Source organism: Amycolatopsis sp. NBC_01286 (assembly GCF_035982555.1).
Lineage (GTDB): Bacteria > Actinomycetota > Actinomycetes > Mycobacteriales > Pseudonocardiaceae > Amycolatopsis.
The window spans coordinates 2,360,029-2,382,843 of record NZ_CP108428.1 but is presented as its reverse complement, the minus strand read 5'-3'; the positions used below and the strand labels follow the sequence as shown (position 1 = coordinate 2,382,843).

At 71.1% G+C, this 22,815-nt stretch carries 23 protein-coding genes; 18 read left to right on the top strand and 5 right to left on the bottom strand.

What is annotated here, in order from left to right; genetic code table 11:
* Nucleotides 1-3: 3 nt before the first annotated feature.
* Nucleotides 4-1,554, top strand: a complete 1,551-nt coding sequence (locus OG570_RS11560) for a glycosyltransferase family 87 protein (protein WP_326945370.1) — start codon at nucleotides 4-6, stop codon at nucleotides 1,552-1,554.
* Here OG570_RS11560 and OG570_RS11555 read toward each other — a convergent pair.
* Complete coding sequence (locus OG570_RS11555; RefSeq protein ID WP_326956491.1) at nucleotides 1,551-2,324, bottom strand: deoxyribonuclease IV; 774 nt, start codon at nucleotides 2,322-2,324, stop codon at nucleotides 1,551-1,553. The genes OG570_RS11560 and OG570_RS11555 overlap by 4 nt on opposite strands.
* Nucleotides 2,325-2,438: 114 nt before the next feature.
* Between OG570_RS11555 and OG570_RS11550 the strand changes: the two genes are divergently transcribed.
* The 12 genes from OG570_RS11550 to dnaB all read left to right on the top strand — a co-directional run bounded on the left by OG570_RS11550 (nucleotide 2,439) and on the right by dnaB (nucleotide 12,343).
* Nucleotides 2,439-3,263 (top strand): hypothetical protein, encoded by an 825-nt coding sequence (locus tag OG570_RS11550; protein ID WP_326956490.1) that lies wholly within the window; start codon nucleotides 2,439-2,441, stop codon nucleotides 3,261-3,263.
* A gap of 122 nt (nucleotides 3,264-3,385) precedes the next feature.
* Nucleotides 3,386-4,288: a hypothetical protein gene (locus OG570_RS11545; RefSeq protein ID WP_326956489.1), complete on the top strand. Its 903-nt coding sequence runs from the start codon at nucleotides 3,386-3,388 to the stop codon at nucleotides 4,286-4,288.
* Nucleotides 4,289-4,388: 100 nt separating this feature from the next.
* On the top strand, nucleotides 4,389-5,312 hold the full coding sequence (locus OG570_RS11540) for a hypothetical protein (RefSeq protein WP_326945373.1): 924 nt from the start codon (nucleotides 4,389-4,391) through the stop codon (nucleotides 5,310-5,312).
* Nucleotides 5,313-5,426: 114 nt separating this feature from the next.
* Entirely contained in the window at nucleotides 5,427-5,762 is a 336-nt protein-coding gene (gene rpsF, locus OG570_RS11535) for a 30S ribosomal protein S6 (RefSeq protein ID WP_247059559.1), read from the top strand.
* 17 nt (nucleotides 5,763-5,779) lie between these two features.
* Nucleotides 5,780-6,310: a single-stranded DNA-binding protein gene (locus tag OG570_RS11530; protein WP_247059560.1), complete on the top strand. Its 531-nt coding sequence runs from the start codon at nucleotides 5,780-5,782 to the stop codon at nucleotides 6,308-6,310.
* Between the two features lie 41 nt (nucleotides 6,311-6,351).
* Nucleotides 6,352-6,600: a 30S ribosomal protein S18 gene (gene rpsR / locus OG570_RS11525; protein WP_003098744.1), complete on the top strand. Its 249-nt coding sequence runs from the start codon at nucleotides 6,352-6,354 to the stop codon at nucleotides 6,598-6,600.
* 12 nt (nucleotides 6,601-6,612) lie between these two features.
* On the top strand, nucleotides 6,613-7,068 hold the full coding sequence (gene rplI, locus OG570_RS11520) for a 50S ribosomal protein L9 (RefSeq protein ID WP_247059561.1): 456 nt from the start codon (nucleotides 6,613-6,615) through the stop codon (nucleotides 7,066-7,068).
* Nucleotides 7,069-7,195: 127 nt separating this feature from the next.
* On the top strand, nucleotides 7,196-7,549 hold the full coding sequence (locus tag OG570_RS11515) for a hypothetical protein (RefSeq protein ID WP_326945375.1): 354 nt from the start codon (nucleotides 7,196-7,198) through the stop codon (nucleotides 7,547-7,549).
* Nucleotides 7,546-8,148: a DUF3558 domain-containing protein gene (locus tag OG570_RS11510; RefSeq protein ID WP_326956488.1), complete on the top strand. Its 603-nt coding sequence runs from the start codon at nucleotides 7,546-7,548 to the stop codon at nucleotides 8,146-8,148. The genes OG570_RS11515 and OG570_RS11510 overlap by 4 nt, the downstream gene beginning before the upstream one ends.
* Nucleotide 8,149: 1 nt before the next feature.
* Entirely contained in the window at nucleotides 8,150-9,547 is a 1,398-nt protein-coding gene (locus OG570_RS11505) for a hypothetical protein (RefSeq protein WP_326956487.1), read from the top strand.
* Nucleotides 9,548-9,635: 88 nt separating this feature from the next.
* Nucleotides 9,636-10,427, top strand: coding sequence for an ESX secretion-associated protein EspG (locus OG570_RS11500; RefSeq protein WP_326956486.1), 792 nt, complete (start codon nucleotides 9,636-9,638; stop codon nucleotides 10,425-10,427).
* A gap of 509 nt (nucleotides 10,428-10,936) precedes the next feature.
* Nucleotides 10,937-12,343 (top strand): replicative DNA helicase, encoded by a 1,407-nt coding sequence (gene dnaB / locus OG570_RS11495; RefSeq protein WP_247059567.1) that lies wholly within the window; start codon nucleotides 10,937-10,939, stop codon nucleotides 12,341-12,343.
* Here dnaB and OG570_RS11490 read toward each other — a convergent pair.
* A complete protein-coding gene (locus OG570_RS11490; protein WP_247059568.1) occupies nucleotides 12,340-12,795 on the bottom strand; it encodes a MarR family winged helix-turn-helix transcriptional regulator in 456 nt (151 codons plus the stop codon). The two genes, dnaB and OG570_RS11490, sit on opposite strands and share 4 nt — an antisense overlap.
* 65 nt (nucleotides 12,796-12,860) lie before the next feature.
* Between OG570_RS11490 and OG570_RS11485 the strand changes: the two genes are divergently transcribed.
* Nucleotides 12,861-13,241 carry a MarR family winged helix-turn-helix transcriptional regulator gene (locus tag OG570_RS11485; RefSeq protein WP_326956485.1) on the top strand — a complete coding sequence of 127 codons (381 nt, stop codon included), beginning with the start codon at nucleotides 12,861-12,863 and terminating at the stop codon, nucleotides 13,239-13,241.
* Between the two features lie 67 nt (nucleotides 13,242-13,308).
* Nucleotides 13,309-14,073 carry a dioxygenase family protein gene (locus OG570_RS11480; RefSeq protein WP_326956484.1) on the top strand — a complete coding sequence of 255 codons (765 nt, stop codon included), beginning with the start codon at nucleotides 13,309-13,311 and terminating at the stop codon, nucleotides 14,071-14,073.
* Nucleotides 14,074-14,174: 101 nt separating this feature from the next.
* Here OG570_RS11480 and OG570_RS11475 read toward each other — a convergent pair whose 3' ends face one another.
* Both OG570_RS11475 and OG570_RS11470 read right to left on the bottom strand, forming a co-directional pair.
* Entirely contained in the window at nucleotides 14,175-17,336 is a 3,162-nt protein-coding gene (locus tag OG570_RS11475) for a beta strand repeat-containing protein (protein ID WP_326956483.1), read from the bottom strand.
* 210 nt (nucleotides 17,337-17,546) lie between these two features.
* The gene (locus OG570_RS11470) at nucleotides 17,547-18,476 is read right to left on the bottom strand and encodes a hypothetical protein (protein WP_326956482.1); all 930 of its coding nucleotides are present in this window, start codon (nucleotides 18,474-18,476) and stop codon (nucleotides 17,547-17,549) included.
* Between the two features lie 200 nt (nucleotides 18,477-18,676).
* Here OG570_RS11470 and OG570_RS11465 point away from each other — a divergent pair, with 200 nt between their 5' ends.
* Genes OG570_RS11465 through OG570_RS11455 form a run of 3 tightly spaced genes read left to right on the top strand, consistent with a single transcriptional unit; the run spans nucleotide 18,677 to nucleotide 21,722 of the window.
* Complete coding sequence (locus tag OG570_RS11465) at nucleotides 18,677-19,936, top strand: AI-2E family transporter (RefSeq protein WP_247059573.1); 1,260 nt, start codon at nucleotides 18,677-18,679, stop codon at nucleotides 19,934-19,936.
* Nucleotides 19,933-21,069 (top strand): MacS family sensor histidine kinase, encoded by a 1,137-nt coding sequence (macS, locus tag OG570_RS11460; RefSeq protein WP_326945382.1) that lies wholly within the window; start codon nucleotides 19,933-19,935, stop codon nucleotides 21,067-21,069. The genes OG570_RS11465 and macS overlap by 4 nt, the downstream gene beginning before the upstream one ends.
* Nucleotides 21,066-21,722 carry a response regulator gene (locus OG570_RS11455; RefSeq protein ID WP_247059576.1) on the top strand — a complete coding sequence of 219 codons (657 nt, stop codon included), beginning with the start codon at nucleotides 21,066-21,068 and terminating at the stop codon, nucleotides 21,720-21,722. Before macS ends, OG570_RS11455 begins: the two co-directional genes overlap by 4 nt.
* On the opposite strand, the gene OG570_RS11450 is transcribed toward OG570_RS11455, so the two are convergent.
* Nucleotides 21,723-22,745, bottom strand: coding sequence for a hypothetical protein (locus OG570_RS11450; protein WP_326956481.1), 1,023 nt, complete (start codon nucleotides 22,743-22,745; stop codon nucleotides 21,723-21,725).
* Nucleotides 22,746-22,815: the final 70 nt, after the last annotated feature.

Sequence of the window (22,815 nt, the reverse complement as noted above, 5' to 3'; positions counted from 1 at the left end):
GTCGTGCCAGAGGAGACCACGCGCGAGCCGGACCCCGGCCCCGTGACGCTGAGCAGGGCGGATCGGGTCGTCCCGAGCTGGAACGACCCACTCGCGGCGGCGGTCACCAGACCCGTCGGCGGGCCGCTGGGCGAGCACGCCGCGGTCGGCAGGCACTGGTTCTGGTCCCCGCAGCGCGTCGGGCTGCTGCTGGCGACGCTGGCCCTGATGCTCTGCTGGTTCGGCAAGGGCTCCTGCATCCAGCAGTACCAGGACTCCAGCGGCGCCACCCAGCTCGACTGGCGCGCGGGCCGCCCGTTCGTCGCGATGTGTTACTCCGACATCGTGCCGCTCTACAGCTCCGAGCGGCTCGACCGGCCGAGCACCTTCCCGTACTACACGTCGTGGAAGGAGAGCTCGCAGACCGCGGAGAACGACACCCGGTACATGGAGTACCCGGTGTTCACCGGGCTCTTCCAGTGGGTGAACGCGAAGCTCGCGGCGGGCTGGCTCAACATCGCCGAGACCGGCTGGCTGCCCGGCGCGTTGCCCGTGGCGATCTACTTCAACATCTCCGCGTTCTTCTTGTCGATGGCCTGGCTGATCACCGTCTGGGCCACCGGCCGGACGATGAAACGCCGGCCGTGGGACATGGTGCTCGTGGCGGCGTCACCGCTGGTCCTGGTGCACGCGTTCACCAACTTCGACGCGATCGCGACCGCGTTCACGGCCACCGGCCTGCTCGCCTGGTCCCGGAAACGGCCGTTGCTCGCCGGGCTCCTGCTCGGCCTGGGCGCGACGGCGAAGCTCTACCCGCTGCTGCTGCTCGGGGTGCTGTTCGTGCTCTGCCTGCGCGCGGGGAAGCTGACGCCGTTCTGGCGCACCGCCGCGGCCGCCGTCGTGACGTGGGTGGCGGTGAACGCGCCGTTCATCCTCACCGCGACCCGCGGCTGGTGGGAGTTCTTCCGGCTGAACACCCTGCGGCCGATGGACCCGGACTCGCTCTACAACGTCTTCTCGTACACGACCGGCTGGGCCGGGTTCGACGGCGTGCTGCAGAAGAACCAGCCGCCGACCTACCTCAACTGGACGATCGCCGTGCTGTTCCTGGCCTGCTGCGCGGGCATCGCGTACGTGGCGCTGGCGGCGCCGCGACGGCCGCGACTGGGGCAGCTGGCGTTCCTCGTCGTGGCCGCGTTCCTGCTGACCAACAAGGTGTGGAGCCCGCAGTACTCGCTGTGGCTGGTGCCGCTGGCCGTGCTGGCCATCCCGCGCTGGCGGCTGCTGCTCGGCTGGATGCTGATCGACGCGCTGGTGTGGGTGCCGCGGATGTTCTACTACCTCGGCGTCGACCACAAAGGCCTGCCCGAAGGCTTCTTCCTGGGCACGGTCGTGCTCCGCGACCTGGCCGTCGTCGGCCTGTGCGTGCTGGTGGTCCGCGAGATCTACCGCCCGGCGACCGACCTGGTCCGGATCGCCGGCGACGACGACCCGGCCGGCGGCTTCCTCGACGGCGCCCGGGACGTGATCATCCCGAACGCCACCCGGCGCCGCCGGCGGGCCGTGGCCGTTTAGGCGAGCTGTTCCTTCAGGTACGCGATGTCGGCGGCCTGACCGTCGGCCGGGGTTTCGACGATCACCGGGGCACCGGCTTCGCGGGCGACCGCGACCAGGGCCTCGGGGTCGATCGTGCCTTCGCCCTCGACGACGTTCGCGTGCCGGTCCCGCGTCGAGCCGAACTCGTCGCGGGAGTTGTTGAGGTGCACCAGGTCGATCCGGCCGGTGATGGCCTTGACCTTCTCGACGGCGGTCGCGAGGTCCCAGCCGGCGGCGTAGGCGTGGCAGGTGTCCAGGCAGAACCCGGCGCCGAACTCGCCGACCTTGTCCCACAACCGGGCGATGACCTCGAGGTCGCGGGTGATCGCGTTCTCGCCGCCGGCGGTGTTCTCGATCAGGATCGGGACCTTGAAGCCGCCCTTCTCCTGCTCGCGCTCGAAGAGCTTGCGCCAGTTGTCGAGCCCGGCCTCGACGTCGTCGTTGGCGCCGACGTGCCCGCCGTGCACGATCAGGCCCTTCGCGCCGACCGCGGCGGCCCCGTCCGCGTGCTGCGTGACGTTCTTGCGGGACGGGATCCGGATCTTGTTGTTCAGCGACGCCACGTTGATGAGGTACGGCGAGTGGATGAACACCTCGACCGGGTCGGCCAGGATGGCCTCGCCGTGGGGGTGCGGCTTCGGGGCTTTCCAGCCCTGGGGGTCGGAGAGGAAGAACTGGACGACGTCGGCTTTGCGGTCGGCGACCGCGGTCAACGGGTCGTCGTCACGGACATGGGCGCCAATCAGCATGCCGAGCACGCTACTCCCGGATGAACTTCGGCCTGCGGACCCGGATGGTGACGCTCGTGGAGTACCGTGAGCGCGTTCCGTGATCCAGATTGGTCCGACTGCCGGAGGGCATCGATGGGGAAGCACGTCGCCCGGATCACCGCACTGGGGTTCACGCTCGCCGCTTCCGCCGCCCTCGCGGCACCGGGCGTGGCGAGCGCCGCTTCCAGTCCGACCCTCGGCGGCGACTGCGCGGCCACCCTCCAGAACGGCCAGGCCCGCAGCGGGCCGAACGGCCTGCTCCTGGACGCCGGCGCGCCCCTCAACTCCCCGGACCGGCTGACCGTCGGCCTCGACTCGAGCGCGAAGAACACGAACGGCTCGGCGCCCCTGCTGACCCTCCCGGTCGGCGACACCGTGCGGGCGCTCGGCCTCGGTGACGTCCCGGTGGTCGGCGACGTCGCCGCGAAGGCCGTCTGCCCCGTCGCGCAGGGCACGGTCAACGCCGTCGGGAACACGACACAGAGCATCCTGCAAGACGTCGGCGTGCCGCAGCTGCCCGTGCCGCCCGGCACGCCACCGACGACGCCGCCCCAGCAGCCGCCCCCGCCGACGACGCCGCCGGGGCAGACGCCGCCTGGGCAAACCCCGCCCGGCGACAGCCTCGGCCCGGTGCTCACCGGTCCCGGTTCCGGCGGCGCGGGCCTGCCGGGTGACGCGATCTCGGGCGTCTTCACCAACGCCGCGCTGCTGCCCGGCAGCCTGGTGCAGGTGCCGGTGATCGCCCAGATCATCCCGGGCGCGCAGGTCCCGACGGTCGACGAGCAGAAGTCCGGCTCCGCGGTGGCGCTCCCCGGCGTCACGCCGCCGGCGAAACTGCCGATGCTGCTCGCGGTGCTGGCCCTCGCGATCGTCGCGGCGGCCCTCGTCCGAGCCTGGATCCGCCGCCGCCCCGCGTGAGATTCACCCACCGTGACGCCCGCTTCCACTCGAATGCCGGACATTCCTGAGCGAGCGGGCGTTACTCGTCTGCCTTAACGTCGTTGTCCTGGGCAGAGGGCACGAGACGAGGGGCGGCGAGCATGGAGAACCGGGCACGCAGAGCAACGGCGGTCGGTGCGACGGCGTTCGTCCTCGCGGGTTCGGCTGTGCTCGGGATGCCAGGCACCGCCTCGGCCGCGGAGACGAAGACCGTGCCCTGCGGCAGCACCGTGACCGCGAAACCCGGCGACAAGATCACCGGCAGCGTGCTCGGCATTCCCACGATCAACCTCGGCATAGTCACCGAGGGCACCAAGGTGCTCACCGGCACGCTCAATGCCATCCTCGGCACCCTCTGCCAGGTCACCGTCAACGTGGTGAACACCGTCGTCTCGCCGCTCCCGGGGGTCGGCGCACCCGCCGCCAGCGCGATCAACCAGAGCGTCCAGGGCTTGACCAGCGGCACTCAGCAAGGTTTGAACACGCTGACCGGCGGCGGCAAGCAGCAGTCCCCGGCGCCCGGCACCGGTGGCAACCCGCAGCAACCGCCCGCCCAGGGCGGAACCGGGGGCGCGCCGCAGGGCGGGACCCCGCAGGGCACCACCCCGATCCCGGACGCCAACAGCCCGCTCCTGCCCGGCTTCGCGACGAGCCCGGTGTTCGGCGGCTTCCCGTTCTCCGTCGGCTCCGGTTACGCGCCGATGCGCGACTACGGCGGCATCCCGTTCGCGACGGCCGGGTTGTTCACGCCGTCGCCGGCGATCCGGTACGGCAGCCAGATCCCGGGTTACGCCCCGCAGTACGGCCTCACCGGACCGAACGACGCGGCCGCCGGCAACTCCGGGATCCAGACCGCGGGACGGGCCGAAGCGCTACCGTCCGCACAGGACGGTTTCACGAACGGGTCGAACCTGCCCCTGCTGATCGCCGTTCTGGCACTCTCCGGAGTCAGCGCGGGCCTGGTCCGCACTTGGGTGCTCCGCCGGATGGCCGCTGCCAATTGAGCCGACTGCCGAGTATCTTTCACGTACCCCCGTCGTTGATCCTGGTACACCTGGTGTTGCTGTTGCCCAGGACGACGCCCCGATAGACCTCCGGAGGTCAGTGCTCGTGCGGAAGATCCCCACCTGGCAGACGACCCGCCGCGCACTGACCGTCACCGCCATCGCCACCTTCGTCACCGGGGGTGCCTTCTTGTCGGCGGGCACCGCCTCGGCCGCGACGACGCTGGCCGGCACCTGCACGGGTTCGGTGAACGGCAGCATGGGCGACACGGTCGCGGTGCAGGGCACCTCCGTGAAGGAGATCGTCCGCAAGGGCGCGCAGGACTACGTGAACTCCCACCTCTGGACCGCCCTCTCGGTGTGGCCGAACACGATCGCCGACACCATCGCGGGCAAGGGCGCACTGGCCGTCGGCCAGGTGCCGAACGCCGCGGGCGGCACGATCGCGGGCTCCGCGGTCGGCAGCGCGGTCGCCACCGCGCTCAAGGGCTCCAACGGTCTCGGCGTGCTCGACGGCACCAAGAACGAGGTGCTCGGCGCGGTCTCGGCGAGCGTCGCCAAGAGCTGCGGCCTGACCACCATCGCCACCAACTACGTCGCCCCGGGCCAGCCCGGTGCCGGCGGGACCGGTGCGCAGCAGGGCGGCGGGACCGCGACCAGCCCCGGCGGCGGCTCGACCGGCAACCTCTCGAACCTGAACCCGGGCACCGCGGGCGGCAGTGGCGGCACCGCGCCGATGCGCGACTACAGCGGCCTTCCCACCGCGACCCCGGGCACCGCCGTCGCGCCGGGGGTGCGTTACCCGGCCAACGGCACGCTGCCCGGTGACGCCTCCGCGCCGCAGGTCGGCACCGGCGACCAGGCCGGCCAGGGCGCCGACATCCGCGACGCCGGCAACGCGCAGTCGATGTCCTCGCCCGTCGGCCCGGACGACGTCCAGCTGCCGATGCTGCTCGCGGTGATCGTGCTCGCCGGCGTCACCGCGGCGCTCGTGCGGACCTGGGTCCTGCGCCGGGCCGCCTGAGCCCCAGCCGACCCCCGCCGTCCGGCCCGATCGGCACCCCCAGGTAGCCTTACCTGGACAAACCCTCCTGCTACGGACAGTCCGTGGCCGCGAGCCCATAGGAGGTGAGTGGTTGTGTCACGCCATTACGAGGTAATGGTCATCCTGGACCCCACGCTCGACGAGCGCACTGTCGCTCCGACGCTGGACACCTTCCTCAACGTGATCCGCACTTCGGGCGGAAGCGTCGAGAAGGTCGACGTCTGGGGCCGGCGCCGGCTCTCGTACGAGATCAAGAAGCACGCCGAGGGCATCTACGCCCTGCTGGACCTGAACTCGTCTTCGGACGCGGTGAAGGAGCTGGACCGCCAGCTGTCGCTTCAGGAGACCGTGCTCCGCACCAAGGTCATGCGTCGCGAGATCAAGCGCGCCGCCGCGGCCAAGCCGCCCGTCGTCGCCGCCAAGGCCTGAGCCGAAGGGTATTCCCGATGGCTGGAGACACCGTCATCACGGTGATCGGCAACCTGACGTCCGACCCGGAACTGCGTTTCACCCCGTCCGGTGCGGCGGTCGCGAACTTCACCGTCGCGTCCACGCCCCGCACGCTCGACAAGCAGTCGGGCGAGTGGAAGGACGGCGAAGCGCTGTTCCTGCGCTGCAACATCTGGCGGCAGGCGGCGGAGAACGTCGCCGAGTCGCTGACGCGCGGCGCTCGCGTCGTCGTCCAGGGCCGGCTGAAGCAGCGGTCGTTCGAGACGAAGGAAGGCGAGAAGCGCACCGTCGTCGAGCTCGAGGTCGACGAGATCGGCCCTTCGCTGCGCTACGCCACGGCCAAGGTCAACAAGGTCAGCCGCGGTGGCGGCGGCGGTGGTGACTTCGGCGGCGGCGGTGGCGGTGGCGGCGGAAACCGCGGTGGCGGCGGTGGCGGCGGAATGCCGGCCGACGACCCGTGGGGCTCCGCCCCGGCCGCGAGCAGCGGTGGCGGTGGCGGCGGCTTCTCCGACGAGCCTCCCTTCTGATCTCGTACACATCCACAAGAGTTGAATTCCAGGAGTAACCAGTGGCCAAGCCACCCATTCGCAAGCCCAAGAAGAAGGTCTGCGTGTTCTGCAAGGCCGAGAAAAAGGGCCGTCCGGAACTGATCGACTACAAGGACACCAACCTGCTGCGGAAGTACATCTCCGACCGCGGCAAGATCCGTGCCCGTCGCGTCACCGGCAACTGCAGCCAGCACCAGCGTGACATCGCCATCGCGGTCAAGAACTCCCGCGAAATGGCGCTGCTGCCCTACACCTCGACCGCGCGCTAAGGAGGCCCGGAGATGGCGAAGATCATCCTCACCACCGACGTGGCCAACCTCGGCGGCCCCGGCGACATCGTCGAGGTCAAGGACGGTTACGCGCGCAACTACCTGCTCCCGCGGGGTTACGCGATCGCGGCCACCAAGGGCGCGGAGAAGAACGTCCGCACGATCCAGCGCGCGCAGGAGAGCCGTCGCATCCGCGACCTCGACCACGCCAAGGAGATCAAGGCGACGCTGGAGGGCCTCGGCGCCATCCAGCTCACCGGCAAGTCGGCCGAGGGCTCGAAGAAGCTCTTCGGCTCGATCACCTCGGCCGAGATCGTGGACGCGATCAAGGCGGCCGGTGGCCCGCTGCTCGACAAGCGCGTCATCGAGCTGCGCGACCACATCAAGACGGTCGGCAAGCACTCGGTCGGCGCCCGGCTGCACCCCGACGTCAAGGTCGAGGTCCGGCTCGAGGTCAAGGCCAAGTAGCCAGTAGCACGTGCTGAAGGCGGGTCGCCCCTGGTGGGCGGCCCGCCTTCACGCGTTTCGGGGGAACCCCGGACACAACGGCCACGTCGTAGGAGAATGGGCGGGGACGCGAAGGGGATGGATCCGGATGGGTAACGAGGTCAACATGTCCGCGCCGGCCGGTGGCGGCGGGTTCACGTTCGACGCCGCCAAGATCGACGGCGTCATCAAGCAGTGGCAGGACCTCCAGGCCGACCTGAAGCGCGACTACGACGACGCCAACCTGATGGCGAACGTCAAGGCGCCCGGCAAGGAGTTCGCCAGCGGCGACTGGGAGAAGCTCGCGAACCCGTCCGGCAAGGCGTTCCTCGAGCAGAACAAGAAGATGCAGGAATACGTCAAGAACTACATCGAGGCGCTGACCGCCGCGAAGCAGAAGATCACCACCAAGGAGTCGGACACGCAGGCCGACCTCTCGAAGACGGGGAACCAGGCCACGTGAACCGCCGACTGCTCGCCGTCCCGGCCGTGGCCTTCGCCGTGCTCGCGGTCGCCGGCTGCTCCAGCAAGACCGGGGGCACCGCCAACCCGGCGCCGACCGCCGACTCCGGCGGCAGCGAGACGTCGCGGTCCGCGGCCGACTCCGCGCCGCGGGTGCCGAGCCCGCTGAACACCGCGAACATCACGTCGGACGCCTGCACGACGATCGACGCGACCGGCCGGGCCAAGCTCGCCCTCGGCGACGGCACCCCGCGCACCACGGCGAACGGCCCGAGCTGCACCTTCCAGGAGGCCGCCGATCCGGGCAACCAGATCGACGTGACCACGGTGACGGCGAACAAGAACGGCCTGCAGGACGTCTACGACACCAAGGCGAACGACGCCTACTTCGAAGAGACGCAGGCCTACGGGTACCCCGCCGTCTACGCCGCCGCGGTCGACGACCGCAAGGACGGCAAGTGCGGCGTCTTCATCGGGGTGACCGACCAGCTGGCGGTCAACATCCTGGTGCAGTACGACAACGGTACCGGCGCGACGGACCCCTGCGCGGTGGTGCAGAAGTTCGGCGAGTCGATGATCCAGACCTTGATGGGGGGCTGAGATGCTCGAACTGGTCCTGCTCGGCGGGTTCGCCGCGTACAACATGGCGACGACGCACTCGGACGACCACAACTCCGTGCAGGGTGATCGCAAGATCGACTGCTACGACATCTGGAACCAGATCACCACCGGCCCCGGCACGGGCTCGATCTCGAACGGCCAGGCGGCGGCGAGCCGGCTGAAGGGCGCCTACCAGGACCGGCTCACCACGATCGACGGCCTGGCCAAGGACATGGACGCGGCCTGGACGGGCGGCGGTTCCGAGGCGGCGCAGAACGCGGGCGCGCACCCGCTGCGGACCTGGATGGAGGACTCGGGCACCAAGCTGACCGACTCCGACAAGTACCTCGGCGAGCAGAACAACGCCTTCACCACGGTGCACGCCCAGGTGCAGGAGGTCCCGAAGGACCCGCCGAAGAACAACCTGCTCAACGCGGTGACGCCGTGGACGACCGACACCGACCGGGCGATCCGCGACTACAACACCAAGGGCCAGGCCAACGTCGACGCCTTCAACACCTACTACAAGTCGAGCAACGACAACGGCCAGAAGATGCCGACGTACTCCGCGCTGCAGGGCCAGCAGGAGAACGTCGACGTCGACCAGGGCAAGAACGGCAAGAAGAAGGACGACAAGAACGGCAACGGCGACGGAACCGGACCCGGCGGCGGTCCGGGCGGCGGCCCCGGTGGGGGTCCGGGCGGCGGTCCTGGCGGAGGTCCCGGCGGCGTGAACATGCCGGGGCCGGGCAGTGTCCCGTCGTTCGGCAGCCCGAACGTCCCCGGCGGCAGCTTCGACCCGTCGAAGGTGCCGGGCGGGAGCTACGACCCGTCCAAGGTGCCGGGCTTCGACCCGTCGCAGGTCCCCGGCGGGAACTACGACCCGTCCAAGATCCCGACGGGGAACTACACCCCGCCGAACTTCAACTCCGACGGCACGCACTCGTCGGGCTTCTCGCCTTCGGACGTGCCCGGCATGCCGGGGTTCGGGCCGGGTAGCTCGCCGAGCTTCTCGGGCGGCGGTGCCGGCGGTTTCGGACCGGGCGGCTCCAGCGGGGTCGGCGGGATCGGCGACCCGACGGCGGGCTTCGGGCCGGGCGGCAGCGGCGGCTTCGGGCCCGGCAGCTCGACCGGCGCGGCGATGCCGGGCGGCGCGGGCGCGTCCGGCGCCGGCCGCGGCGGCATGGGTGCCGGAGCCGGCGGCGCGATGGGCGCGGGCGGCGCGGCGGCCGGGCGCGGCGGCTCCACCGGGATGGGTGGCATGGGCGGCATGGGCCACGGCGCGAAGGGCCAGGGCGGCGGCGACGAGGAACGCACGTCGAAGTACCTGCTCGGCGACGACCCGAACGACATCTTCGGCACCGACGAGCTGACCGCGCCGCCGGTCATCGGCGAGTAACGCACGCGGGGCCACCGGGCGCGTGCCAAGATGGGCGCGCCCGGCTTTCCGGGTTCATCAAAGCTGATCTTCACTAGGGGGAAGAGCGGTGCTGGACAGGCAGGTCACCCTTTCGACCGGCACCGTGATCAACCTGATCCGGCGCCGTGGCGGGGAGCCGCACACGGTGCTGGCCGAGACGCCGACCTGGTACAGCGACGAGGCCCAGCGCGCCGAAGACGAGCGCGTCAACGCCGAGCTCACCAAGGCGGGGCTGTTCGGGCCGCGCGGCATGCACCCGGGGTTCGTCGCGACGATCGAAGCCGTCGCGCGGCCGCAGCTGGAGTACTACGGCTGGGTGGACGGCGGTTTCCAGGGCAAGGCGGTCAGCTACCGGCTGCTGGCCGGGAGCGCCGGCGGCGAGGCGTTCGTGCTGGCCAAGCACGAGCAGCTGGACGTCGTCGTGCTGGAGTCGACCCGGCCCGGTGAGGTGCTGGACGACTTCCTCGGCCAGATCCCGAAGCTCGCGCCGGGCCGCGGGACGCCGCTCGCGGTGCCGAAGAGCCAGCTCGAGGGCGGCGGCGGCCGCCGCGACGACGACGGCTTCGCGCTGATGCGCAACGACCGGCCGGCCGACGGCTCGCAGGAGGCCGACGAGCTCCGGCGGATCCTCGCGCTACGCCGAATGGGGAGCGGCAGCCTGTACGTCGCGGCCCGCAGCCGTACCGGATCGTGGCATCGCATCGAACGGCCGGTGAACTACATCGATACCTCGGAAGGCCGCTGGCTGACCGAGGAGATTCCGGGGCGTGGGGAGAGCCGGATCGCCTTCACCCCGGCCGACCAGCGCGTTCTCGCCGATCGGTTACGCAGCGCACAGGCCCGGCTCACCGCGGCGTGACGCGACGGCCGTTCAGCCCACCGGGTTACGCCTCTACCGTCCGTAGTTTTCATCCACAGGCTGTGGGGGTCAATGGGCCTGAGCTGGTCCACGACACGCCGAGCGACGGGTTTCACACGACACGCCGCACGAGTTTTGCGGAAGTTCTCCACACCTTACTCACAGGCCCTGACCTGGGGATTCGCGGATGCCGATCACCCTTGTCCCCAACTTGTCCACAGCTATCGCGGCACCTGTGACTGGTTGCCCCCATTCATCCACAGGTTGTCCACAGATGGGTCCCCACCCTGAATTGCTTTCGGCCTTCCGGGGGACATAGCGTCCCCGCCGAGCCGGTACTCACGGTGGTGTCCGGCGTGGCGGTCGGACACTCGTGACCCGTCTTCGCCGATCATCGGTGGACACGGCGGAAGAGGACTGGTGGCGCGGCTCGCGCCACGTGCTTCGAGAGTGAAGTTCCGGCATAATCGAACGGGTGTTCGCATGATGACGAGGAGGTGTCCGGAGCGGTGGCGCTGACCGACGACCGCGGTCCGATGTATGCGGAGAACGACCCGGGTCCGAGCGACCCCGGCTCCGGTGGCGGGTTCGACCGCCAGCCGCCGCAGGACATCACGGCCGAGCAGTCCGTGCTCGGCGGCATGCTGCTGTCCAAGGACGCCGTCGCCGACGTCATCGAGGCCCTCGGCCCCGACGACTTCTACCGCCCGGCGCACCAGGCGATCTACGACTGCATCCTCGACCTCTACGGCCGTGGCGAGCCCGCCGACCCCATCACCATCTCCGCCGAGCTGGAGCGCCGGGGCGAGCTGGGCCGCATCGGCGGCGCGCCGTACCTGCACACCCTGATCGCGACGGTGCCGACGGCGGCGAACGCCGGTTTCTACGCGGAGATCGTCGCGGAGAAGGCGGTGCTGCGCCGGCTGGTCGAGGCGGGCACCCGGATCGTGCAGTACGGCTACGGCGCGGCGGCCGCGGACGGCGCGAACATCGACGAGGTCGTCGACCGCGCCCAGGCCGCGATCTACGACGTCACCGAACGCCGGACCAGCGAGGACTACGTCGCGCTGGAAGAGCTGCTGCAGCCGACGATGGACGAGATCGACGCGATCGCGTCCCGCGGCGGGCAGTCCCAGGGCATCCCGACCGGCTTCACCGACTTCGACGAGCTGACGAACGGCCTGCACCCGGGCCAGATGATCATCGTCGCGGCCCGCCCCGGCGTCGGCAAGTCGACGCTGGGGCTGGACTTCGCGCGCTCGGCGTCCATCCGCCACGGCCTGACCAGCGTCATCTTCTCGCTGGAGATGAGCCGGACCGAGATCGTCATGCGCATGCTCTCGGCCGAGGCGAAGATCCGCCTCGCCGACATGCGTGGTGGCAAGATGTCCGACGACGACTGGACGCGCCTGGCCCGCCGGATGAGCGAGGTCTCCGAAGCACCGCTGTTCGTCGACGACTCGCCGAACATGACGATGATGGAGATCCGCGCGAAGGCCCGCCGGCTCAAGCAGCGGCACGACCTCAAGCTCGTGGTCCTCGACTACCTGCAGCTGATGACGTCCGGCAAGCGCGTCGAGTCGCGGCAGCAGGAAGTCTCGGAGTTCTCGCGGCAGATGAAGCTGCTGGCGAAGGAGATCGAGGTCCCGGTGATCGCGATCAGCCAGCTGAACCGTGGTCCCGAGCAGCGGACCGACAAGCGCCCGATGCTGTCCGACCTGCGTGAGTCCGGCTCACTGGAGCAGGACGCCGACCTCGTCATCCTGGTCAACCGGCCGGACGCCTGGGAGCGGGACGACCCGCGCGCCGGCGAGGCCGACCTGATCATCGCGAAGCACCGTGCCGGCCCGACCGCGACGATCGTCGTCGCACACCAGCTGCACTACAGCCGCTTCGTCGACCTGTCCCACGACTAGCGGCCGAGTTCGCCGTACCCGCGGACGAACGCCGTCAGCAGCCGGCCGAAGTTCTCGCGGTCGTCGGCCGGCCAGCCGGCCATGACCTCGGCGAACACCGCGCGGCGGAAGGTGTGCAGCTCGTCGAGGTGGGCCTGACCGGCCTCCGTCGGCACGAGCACCGCACGCCGTCCGTCGTGCTGGTCGGCTTCGCGCCGGAGAAGTCCCTGCTCGACCGCGCGCGCGACCAGCCGGCTCGCGCGCGGCTGGTCGACGCCCATCGCCGTGCTCAGCGCCGTCACCGTGCCGGCCTCGCCGCGCTCGGCGAGCTCCTCGACGACGTCGAGCAGCTCGTGCACCGGGTCGTGCCCGCCGCGGCCGCGCTCCTTGGCGATCCGGCTCAGCGCCCGCCGCTGCTGGCTGCGGCGGATCGCGATCATCGCGCGCTCGACCTCGGCCACCGCGTCCGTCATGGTTGCTCCACTCCCAAACTGCATGTACTTTTACATGTAGTTGTCCGACAACATTCGGAGTATCCATGAAACCCCTCGGCTGGTGGCTTCGCCACGTCCACGAGCTCCTCGAAACTTCCATGGCCCGGGCCCTCGACGCGGAGTCGCTGACCCGCCGGCAGTGGCAGGTCCTCAACACGATCGCCCTCGGCGCCCGCACGCAGGCGGAGATCGACGTCGTCATGGCACCGTTCGGCTCGACGTCCGCCCAGGTCGCCGACCTGCGCGAGCGTGGCTGGGTCGCCGACACCGGCGAGCTCACCGGCGAAGGCCGCGAAACGCACGCCCGCGTCGAAGCGCGCGTCAAGGCGTTCCGCACGGCGGTGACCGACGGCGTCAGCGACGACGACTACCGCACGACGATCCGCACCCTCGAGCGCTGCGCGGCGAACCTCGAAGCCGCCTGAGGAATAACCACGACCACGGCGGCGTCAGGTACTCTAGTAGTTGAACTTTCAAGCACTGGAGCCGTCGATGACCCGCAGCCCGGTCCTCTACCTCAGCCACGGTGCGCCGCCGCTCGCCGACGACGCCACGTGGACCCGTCAGCTCGCCGGCTGGTCCGCCGGCCTGCCGAAACCCACCGCGATCCTGGTCGTCTCGGCGCACTGGGAAGAAGCGCCGCTGACCCTCTCGGCCACGACGACCGTGCCGCTGGTCTACGACTTCTGGGGCTTCCCGGACCGCTACTACCAGGTGAAGTACGCGTCGCCCGGCGCGCCGGAGCTCGCGGCGAAGGTGAAGAAGCTGCTTCGCGCGGCCGAGACGCCGGTCCACGACGCGCCCGACCGCGGTCTCGACCACGGCGCCTACGTGCCGCTCGTCGAGATGTACCCGGACGCCGACATCCCGGTGCTGCAGGTTTCGATGCCGTCGCTAGACCCGCAGGAGCTCTACGACCTCGGCCGCAAGCTGACGCCGTTGCGCGACGAAGGCGTGCTGATCATCGGCAGCGGATTCTTCACGCACAACCTGAGCGGCATGGCCCGCTCGACCGACGGGACGCCGCCGGCGTGGTCGGCCGAGTTCGACCACTGGGGTGACGAGGTGCTGCGCAGCGGCGACGTCGACACGCTGCTCGACTTCCGGCACAAGGCGCCCGCGGCCGCTCTCGCGCACCCGCGGATCGAGCACTTCGCGCCGCTGTTCGTCTCGCTCGGCGCCAGTTCGGCCGAAGGGCGCACGGTGATCGACGGGTTCTGGCACGGCCTGGCGAAGCGATCTCTCCAGTTCTCCTGACCCGGGACGCGAACGAGCCCCAGGAGCCGGCGCTGGCTCCTGGGGCTCGTCGTCTCCAGGGAGGGAGAGTCTATTCAGGTACTACTGGCGCGAAATCAGAACTACTTGCGCTTGACGAAACCCAGCAGCTTCGAGAGGAGGCTGGTGGAGTCCAGGCCCGACATGGCCGGGACCTGCGCGGCCGGGGCCGCACCGTCGAGCACGGGCAGCTTCGCGTTGACCGGCAGCGCGGCCGGCGCGGCCGGCAGCGTCGTCGGGGCGGCGGGCAGCTGCGGGTTCGCCGGCAGGGCCGGGGTCACCGGGAGCGCGACGGGCAGCGTCGGGACGCCGCCACCCAGGGCCGGGACGGCCGGGAGGGTGGGCAGCAGGCCGCCGCCGAGGGCCGGGACGTGCACCGGCAGGCCACCGGTCGGCAGGTCCGCACGCTCGGTGCCGTGCCCGGGCAGGGCACCGCCCAGCGCCGACAGGCTGCTCAGGCCGGGGAGGCCACCCGCGGTGGGCAGGCCCGGGGTCGGCAGGTGGGGCAGCCCGGACATCGGGCCGCTCACCGGCACGTCGGCGCGCTGGGTCGGGATGGCCGTCGGCAGCGCGGGCAGGCCCTGGGTGGGCAGCCCGGCGGTCGGCAGGCCACTGGCCAGACCGGTCAGCGACGGCAGCTCGCCGGCGCCCAGCTCCGAACCCTCGACCGGGTTGGAGATGGCGTCGGCCGCGGCCGCGTCGTCACCGTCGACGCTGGTCATGTCGGTCGCGTCGGCGGTCGCGTTGCCGATCAGCTCCAGGGGGACCCCGAAGATCTGCACCGGCACCACGGCGTCGTGGTAGAAGTCGAAGCCCGACAGGCTCGACCCGTAACCATCGGTGACCGGCTCGCCGCCGTTCTCCGTGGTCAGCGAGTTGTCGCCGATGGCGTGCGCGACGCCACCCACGGCCACGCCGTCACCGAACACCTGGGGGATCGCCGTCACCGGGATGTCCAGGATGTCGCCCGCGATGGCACCTTCGACACCGGAGGTGGTGTCTTCGCCCGCGTTGGTGACGGTGGTGGTGTTCATGCCGTTGCCGCTGGAGACCCCCGCCGCGCTCACCGCGTCGCCGAAGATCTGCACGACCGGCAGCGCGTCCGCACCGACGATGTCGCCGGCGATCGCGCCGCGGTCACCGTTGGTCGTGGCGTCGCCGCCCGCGGTGGACACGGTGTCGTTCGTGCCGGTGCCGTGGCCCAGGGCCGCACCCGCGACGCCGTCGCTGAACAGCTGCGCGGCACCCGCGATCGGGGCCTTGACGATGTTGCCGGCGATCGCGCCGTCCTGCCCGTCGGTGAGGGCGTCGCCACCCGCCGACGAGTCGGTGATGTTGTCGTTCTCACCGGTGCCGATGCCGCCGAGGGCGGCACCCGAGCCGGCGGCCAGCACCGGCAGGGAGACCGGGGCCTCGACGATGTTGCCGGCGCCCGCACCCGCGGGGCCGTTCGCCTTGACGTCGCCGCCCGCGTTGGACGTCGTGTCGGTCGAGCCCTTGCCGTGGCCCTGGCCGATGAAGGCGCCACCGATGTTGGCGACCTGCACCGGGAGCGACGCCGGGACGGTGCCCAGGTTGGAGCTCAGGAAGCCGTTGTCGTCCTTGGTGCTGCCACCGCCGCCGCCGGAGACGACCTTGGTCTCCTCCGCCGAGCCGGAGCCCTGGCCGATGAACGAGCCGCCGATGCCGAAGACCTCGGCGGGGACGGCGACCGGCACCTGGACGACGTTGCCCGAGCCGGACGAGTCGTCGCCCTGCGAGCCGTCGTACGCCCCGGCGGTGACCGTCTTGTCCTCGGTGGACTGCCCGGTCGCGTTGCCGATGTGGCTGGCGCCGATGCCGTACACCTCGGGCGCGCCCGCGGTCTGGGTGTTGACGATGTTGCCGCCGAGGAAGCCGTCGTTGCCCTTGGTGTAGGACCCGTTGCCGGCGTTGACGTCGGTGGTGTTGTCGTGGCTGGCGTGCGAGTTGCCGATGTACGTGCCACCGATGCCGAACGCCTCGACCGGGAGCGCGATCGACGGGTTCAGGACGTTGCCGCCCGCCGCCGAGCCGTCGCCGGCCGTCTTGACGAAGCCACCCGAGTCGACAGTGCTGGAGGAGCTGCCGCCCTGGGTCTCTTCACCGTCGCGACCCGCGGTCGCGTTGCCGGTGGCCGCGTTGCCGATCCACGACGCCGCGACACCCGCCACGTTGGCGACCGGCGAGAGCGAAACCGCGCCCGCGTTGCCGTCGAGGAACGAGTCGTTGCCGCTCGTCTCTTCGTAGGTCGGGATGCCCAGCGAGCCTTCGCGGGTGTCCCCGGCCTTGGCGTCGGCGGAGGAGTTCGACAGCGTGTCCGCGTCCGAGCCCCACACGCCACCGGCGTTGCCGTTGAACTTCACCGGCAGGGCGATCGGCGCACCGATGATGTTGCCCGAGCCCGAGCCACCGTCACCGGCGGACTTGATGGAGCCACCCGAGGTGGCGTCGCTGTCGGCGTCGTACTGGCTGTACGCGTTGCCGAGGAGGTAGGACACGGCGTTGCCGGTCACCTGGACCGGGGTGGCGAACTGGCCGGCCACCACGTTGCCGGACAGGCCGGAGCCGGTGCCGTCGGTGTCGATGTTGCCGGTCTCGCTGGTGCTCTGGCTGGCCGAGCCGCCGTGCACCGCGCCACTGCCGCCCGCCACGCCGCCGGAGTTGCCGGCGATCTGGACCGGGAGCGCCCAGTCGAGGACGACGGCGTTGCCGGCGAGGCCGGACTTGGAGCCGTCGGTCGCGACGTCCTGGTTGTGGCTCCAGGTCTGCGAGTGGTCCGTGCCGTCGACCTGCGCGTCGCCGATGACGCCGACCGCGTTGTCCACGATCTGGATCGGCACGACGACGTCGCCGGCGACCTTGTTGCCCTTGAGGTTGCGGTGACCCGGGGTGAAGGCGCCCGCGCCGTCAGCCTTGGTCGCACCGCCGAGGGTGCTCTGGCTGATCGGGCTCGCTTCGTCGAGCTGCTTGACCGCTTCGTTCGCGGCCTTGGTGGCCGGCTTGGTGCTCAGCTCCGTCTGCCCGGCGGGCAGGTCCAGCTGGCCGAACGGGGTGCCGACCGCGTTGTTGGCTTCCGAGATCGGAGCCGTCACGTTCAGGTCGAGCGGGGAGGCCGGGGAGTCGGGGTTGACGTTCTCGTCAGCCGAGGCGATGCCGGTGCCCAGCATCAGCAAACCACCCGTGACCAGCGCGGTCTGGAGGCCGCGCTTTGCCCACGTCTGCATGGGGTGTTTCTCCTTTATTTCGGGTTCCCTTACGGGCTTATGGGGGTGCGCTCGTCGAATGTCGAAATGGAGTCCGAGCCGCACCGGGAGGGAAGGAACTTCTTGCGGGCGCAACAAAGCGCACCGCCGTGCCACGGGGATTCGTGCGGACGCTGCGCCGTCAGATGAAGACGGACTTGGGCGCGTCAGCTACCCGTGGAGGGAGGTGTTTCAGTCAGGAGTGACACCGGGCTGCGTGCCCGGGGTGCGCGGCGTGTGCCGCAGGCCGCCGCGGTAAGCGCTGGCGGCGGCATCGCTGACGGCCGAGGAGACCCACGAGGGGACGCCGAAGTTCAAGCCGTCGAGGTGACCACCGGGGGCAGAGCTGCCACCCGGGGCGGTGGGAACAGACGGTGCGGCCGGAAGCTGCACCGGGACCAGCGGCGACGACGGCAGATCACGGTGCGAGTCGCGGGACTCGCCCGCGGCACCGGTGACGTCGTTCTGCTGGACACCCGTCGGCATCGCGAGCGCTGCTCGCAACACGGCGGGGAGCTGGACGGCCGAGACGGCGACCGAGTCCGTGGCCTGACCGATTTCCTCGGTCACCGGCTCCTGCTGCTCGACCGGCGCGAGGCCCGGGAGCTGGGGGAGCGGAACCAGGTTGCCCTGGCCGGCGGGGTCGAGCAGCTGCAGCACATCGTGCGCCGGCTCGGGGGTGAAGGTCTGTTCGAGGACCTCGCGGGTGTCCTGCGGCTTGCGGGCGATGTGCTCGACCGCGCCCAGGGTGCGGTGCGCCGGGCTGACCACGGCGTCCTCGGCCAGGTCCGAGACCGAGTCGCTGACGCGCTCGGAGACCTCGTGCTCGAGGGTGCGGGCGCACGGCTTGCTCCACGCCGTGGCGTTCTGGTGGCAGCTCGAAGCCGAGACGTCGGTCGCCGCGTTCGCCGCGCCTTCGTTCACGTCGCCGAGGCTGCCGGTGGCGGCTTCGGCGATCGGGGTGGTGCCCACCTCGACGGTGTCGGCGGACGCGGTGCCGCCGGAGACGAGCCACGCGGCGGCGGTGCCGGCGACGGCGCCACCGAGGACGAGCAGCGCACGCGACACGAGACGGCGTGAGCGCTTGGCGCCCTGCCCCTCGTTCGTCGCGGTGTTCGCCACTCGTCGTCTCCTGACGCACTCGACCCGTTGCCACATAACGTTGCGGTAGCGACCTAACCAAACACACGGCGTGACGCGCACCCTCGAAACGACTTGATGCCCCCATCGTGTGAAGAACACACGGTGTATTCCGTTCTGACGATCAGTGATCACGGCTGGCAGTCCGGCGAATCGGACGTCTCAGCCAGTACGGTGTGGCGGTGAGCCACGCGCGAGGAGAAGACCCGTTCCTGCCGGAGCACGAGGACATCACGGGACTGATCCCCCGGGGGCTGCGCATCAGCGCCGCGCTCGCGTGGCGGTTCATCGTGATCGTCGCCGCGCTGTACGCGGTGGTGTGGGTGATCGGCTACCTCTCGGTGGTCGTCATCCCGCTGTCCATCGCCCTCTTGGTTTCCGCGCTGCTGGCGCCGGCGGTGCAGAAGCTGGTGGCGTTGAAGTTCCCCCGCGGGCTGGCGACCGCGATCGTGGTGATCGCCGGGCTGGCCGTGCTGGGCGGGCTGCTGACGTTCGTCATCACGCAGTTCTCCTCCGGCCTGCCGCAGCTGCAGCAACAGCTGAACGCGAGCCTCGACCAGATCAAGAACTGGCTGCTGAACGGCCCGCCGCACCTGCGGCAGGAGCAGATCCAGGACTTCATCAACCAGGCGATCGGCTTCATCCAGAACAACCAGGCGTCCATCACCACGACGGCGCTGACCACGGCGAGCACCGTCGGCGAGATCCTCACCGGCTTCCTGCTGACGCTGTTCATCACGATCTTCTTCCTCAGCGGCGGCGACGGCATCTGGACGTTCCTGGTCCGCGTCGTGCCGGGCCGGGTCCGCAACCGGGTCGACGTCGCCGGGCGCCGCGGGTTCGCCTCGCTGGTCAGCTACGTCCGCGCGACGGCCGCGGTCGCCGTGGTCGACGCGGTCGGCATCGGCGTCGGCCTGTGGATCATGGGTGTGCCGCTGGTGATCCCGCTGGCGACGCTGGTCTTCATCGGCGCGTTCATCCCGATCATCGGCGCCGTGCTGACCGGTGGTGTCGCCGTGCTGATCGCGCTGGTGACGAACGGCCCCATCGGCGCGGTCATCGTGCTCGGCATCGTGATCGGCGTGATGCAGCTGGAGAGCCACATCCTGCAGCCGCTGCTGCTCGGGCGGGCGGTGAAGCTGCACCCGCTGGCCGTGGTCCTGGCCATCACCGCCGGCCTGGTCGCGGGCGGGATCGCCGGCGCGCTGCTGGCCGTGCCGCTGCTGGCCGTGCTGAACGCCGGCGTCCGGTCGCTGCTGCACGAGCGGAACCCGGACCCGGCCGAGGTCGACGTCCTCAAGGACCAGGCTGCGCAGCCGAACGACGCCGAACCCGGCACCCCCGACGCGGAGGTGCCGACGATCGGTGAGGACGACGAAGAAGACGAAGAGAAGAACGCCCGCGCGGCGACGGCCGTGAACAAGGACGACAAGAAGGAATGACCACCGCGCGGACGCCGGACCCGATCACGCCGCTGTGGCGCGGCGTGAACGCGTTCCGCGTGCTCACCTGGGCGTTCGCCTGCGGCACGGTCGTCGTGCAGCACGAGCAGTACCGGCGTGAGTGGCTGGCCTGGACGCTGCTGGGCGCGATGGCGGTCTGGTCGGTCGTGATCAGCCTGCTGTACCTGCGCGAGCGGACGCGCCCACCGTGGCTGGTCGTCGCCGACGTCGTGGTCGGCACCGGGCTGCTGCTCACCTCACCTTTTGTGCTGAGCGACGCGCAGTTCGCGCTGAGCGTCCCGCTCATCACGACGGTGTGGGCGGCGGTGCCGCCGGTGGCCGCGGGCGCGCGGTTCGGCGCGGTCGGCGGCGTGCTCGCCGGCCTGGTCGTCGGGGTGGCGACCGGGCTCGCGCGCGAGAAGTTCGACCTCGACGTCGCGCGGGACGGCGTCCTGCTCGCCGCCGCCGGGCTGCTGGTCGGGATGGCGGCGACGCTGAGCCGGCAGGCCGCGACCCGCCTGGCGCAGGCGCTGCGGAAGGAAGCGGCGACCGCCGAACGCGAGCGGCTGGCCCGGTCGATCCACGACAGCGTGCTGCAGGTCCTGGCCCGCGTCCGCAAGCGCGGCAACGAGGTCGGCGGCGAGGCGGCCGAGCTGGCCCGGCTGGCGGGCGAGCAGGAGATCGCGCTGCGGTCGCTGGTGACGACGGAACCGCTGAAGCCGAGCGAGACCGGGACGACGAGCCTGCGCACGGCGTTGCAGCTGCTCGCGACGCCGTCGGTGCAGGTCTCGACCCCGGCCGACGACGTCGAGCTGCCCGCGCACGTCACGGACGAGCTCGTCGCCGTCACCAGGGAAGCGCTGGCCAACGTCGAGAAGCACGCGGGTGCGGGCGCGCACGCGTGGGTGCTGCTGGAGGACCTCGGCACCGAGGTGGTGGTGAGCGTCCGCGACGACGGACCGGGCATTCCGGACGGCGTTCTCGAGCGAGCGGCCGCGAACGGGCACCTCGGCGTGGTGGAATCCATCCGGGGCCGGGTGCGCGACCTCGGCGGGAGCGCGGCCCTCGACACCGGTCCCGGCCGGGGCACGGAGTGGGAGGTCAGGGTGCCGAGCACCAGGAGCGCGTCATGAGCGAACCACGGATTTCGGTGATGGTGGTCGACGACCACCCGATCTGGCGGGACGGGGTGGCCCGCGACCTCACCGAACACGGCTTCGACGTGCGGGCGACCGCCCCGGACGCCGACGCCGCGCTGCGGATCGCGCGGACCGTGCGGCCGGACGTCGTGCTGATGGACCTCAACCTCGGCACCACCTCCGGCGTCGACGCCACCCGCGAGATCACGGCGGCCCTGCCGTCGACGCGGGTGCTGGTGCTCTCGGCGAGCGGGGAGCACAAGGACGTCCTCGAGGCGGTGAAGGCCGGCGCGTCCGGTTATCTGGTGAAGTCGGCGTCCGCGGCCGAGCTGGTCGACGCCGTGCGCCGGACCGCCGTCGGCGACCCGGTGTTCACCGCGGGCCTGGCCGGCCTGGTGCTCGGCGAGTACCGGCGGATGGCCGACGCCCCGGCCGAAGGGGCCGAGCCGCCGCGGCTGACCGAGCGCGAGACCGACGTCCTGCGCCTGGTCGCGAAGGGGCTCACCGCGCGCCAGATCGCCGAGCGGCTCGTGCTGTCGCACCGGACCGTCGAGAACCACGTGCAGTCGACGCTGCGGAAGCTGCAGCTGCACAACCGCGTCGAGCTGGCCCGGTACGCGATCGAGCACGGCCTCGACGAGGAGTAGTCACGGCAGGACGGTGATGCCGCCCCAGTCGCCCGCGGGCAGCGCGGCCTTGCCCAGCCGCCAGGCCGGCTCGCCCGGGTGCCACGCGGCGAGGACGCCGTCGGCGAGCACCAGATCACCCGAGTCACTCCAGTCCATCCCGCCGCCGTCGTTGAGGTGCTCGGTGACGAACGGCATCCCCGGCGCGTGTTCCCAGCTCAGCGAGTCCGGGCGGAGCAGCCAGACGTCACGCAGCTGCGTGTTGGTGGCCCGGTAGGAGTGGACGGCGAAGTCGGCGGCGAACAAAGCGCCTTCGCGGGAGGGCACCACCGTGGGCGCGGGCCCGATCGTCGGCCGGCTGAGCTTCTTGCGGCTGTTGTCGCGCAGGTCGACCAGGGTGAGATCGGTCAGGCCGTCGAGCAGCATCCGGTCCCCGGCGACGGCGAGGATGCGCGGCGCCTGCTGCACCGTGCGGCCGGTCGCCGGCTCGATGAGCGCGTCCGTCGACTCGGCGCCGTCGGCGTTGATGGTGATCAGGAGGCCGTTCTTCGTCTCGGCGCGGACCTGGGTGTGGCAGCTGGCGGACTGGCCGTGGCCGACCTCGCCGCCGTCGAGCCGCACGTGCTGGAGCCGGCAGCTGTCCGGCGCGTCCTGCCGGATCACCCACACGCTCGCGTCGTCGACGCCGGGCGCCACCGACCAGGCGCGGCCGAGCGACCGCGGCGGGCTCGCCGGACCGGTGTAGACGAAGACGTCGAACAGGTCGTTGTCGTGGTGGGCGGTCAGGACGGCGGACTTCCCGACGCGCACGACGCTCATCCCGGCGCCATCGCCGGGGTAACCGGGCGGAGTGCCCGCGGGCCCGCGGTCGGCGTCGAAGAGGGTCGGGCCGGTGGTGGGGAGCAGCGCGGTGACGCCGATCCCGCCGGAGGCGGCCACGCCGTGGAGGCCCTCCGGCAGGGCAGCCGCGGAGGTCGGCGGCGCGCTGGTCGGCGCCGGAGCCGGCGGCGGGGCGGGCTCGTCGCCGGTGCACCCGGCCAGCACGAAGAGCGCCGCGCCGAGCGCGGCACCGCGAAGTACGGGTCCGTTCAGGGTTTTCCCCCGATCTCCCTGG

Bases quoted from the DNA above. Each gene is read 5' to 3' on its own strand.
- OG570_RS11515 (WP_326945375.1), top strand. From the start codon at position 7,196: ATGGGTAACGAGGTCAACATGTCCGCGCCGGCCGGTGGCGGCGGGTTC.
- rplI (WP_247059561.1), top strand. From the start codon at position 6,613: ATGGCGAAGATCATCCTCACCACCGACGTGGCCAACCTCGGCGGCCCC.
- OG570_RS11530 (WP_247059560.1), top strand. From the start codon at position 5,780: ATGGCTGGAGACACCGTCATCACGGTGATCGGCAACCTGACGTCCGAC.
- OG570_RS11505 (WP_326956487.1), top strand. From the start codon at position 8,150: ATGCTCGAACTGGTCCTGCTCGGCGGGTTCGCCGCGTACAACATGGCG.
- OG570_RS11550 (WP_326956490.1), top strand. From the start codon at position 2,439: ATGGGGAAGCACGTCGCCCGGATCACCGCACTGGGGTTCACGCTCGCC.
- OG570_RS11475 (WP_326956483.1), bottom strand. From the start codon at position 17,336: ATGCAGACGTGGGCAAAGCGCGGCCTCCAGACCGCGCTGGTCACGGGT.
- OG570_RS11490 (WP_247059568.1), bottom strand. From the start codon at position 12,795: ATGACGGACGCGGTGGCCGAGGTCGAGCGCGCGATGATCGCGATCCGC.
- OG570_RS11480 (WP_326956484.1), top strand. From the start codon at position 13,309: ATGACCCGCAGCCCGGTCCTCTACCTCAGCCACGGTGCGCCGCCGCTC.
- OG570_RS11545 (WP_326956489.1), top strand. From the start codon at position 3,386: ATGGAGAACCGGGCACGCAGAGCAACGGCGGTCGGTGCGACGGCGTTC.
- OG570_RS11455 (WP_247059576.1), top strand. From the start codon at position 21,066: ATGAGCGAACCACGGATTTCGGTGATGGTGGTCGACGACCACCCGATC.
- macS (WP_326945382.1), top strand. From the start codon at position 19,933: ATGACCACCGCGCGGACGCCGGACCCGATCACGCCGCTGTGGCGCGGC.
- OG570_RS11555 (WP_326956491.1), bottom strand. From the start codon at position 2,324: ATGCTGATTGGCGCCCATGTCCGTGACGACGACCCGTTGACCGCGGTC.
- OG570_RS11485 (WP_326956485.1), top strand. From the start codon at position 12,861: ATGAAACCCCTCGGCTGGTGGCTTCGCCACGTCCACGAGCTCCTCGAA.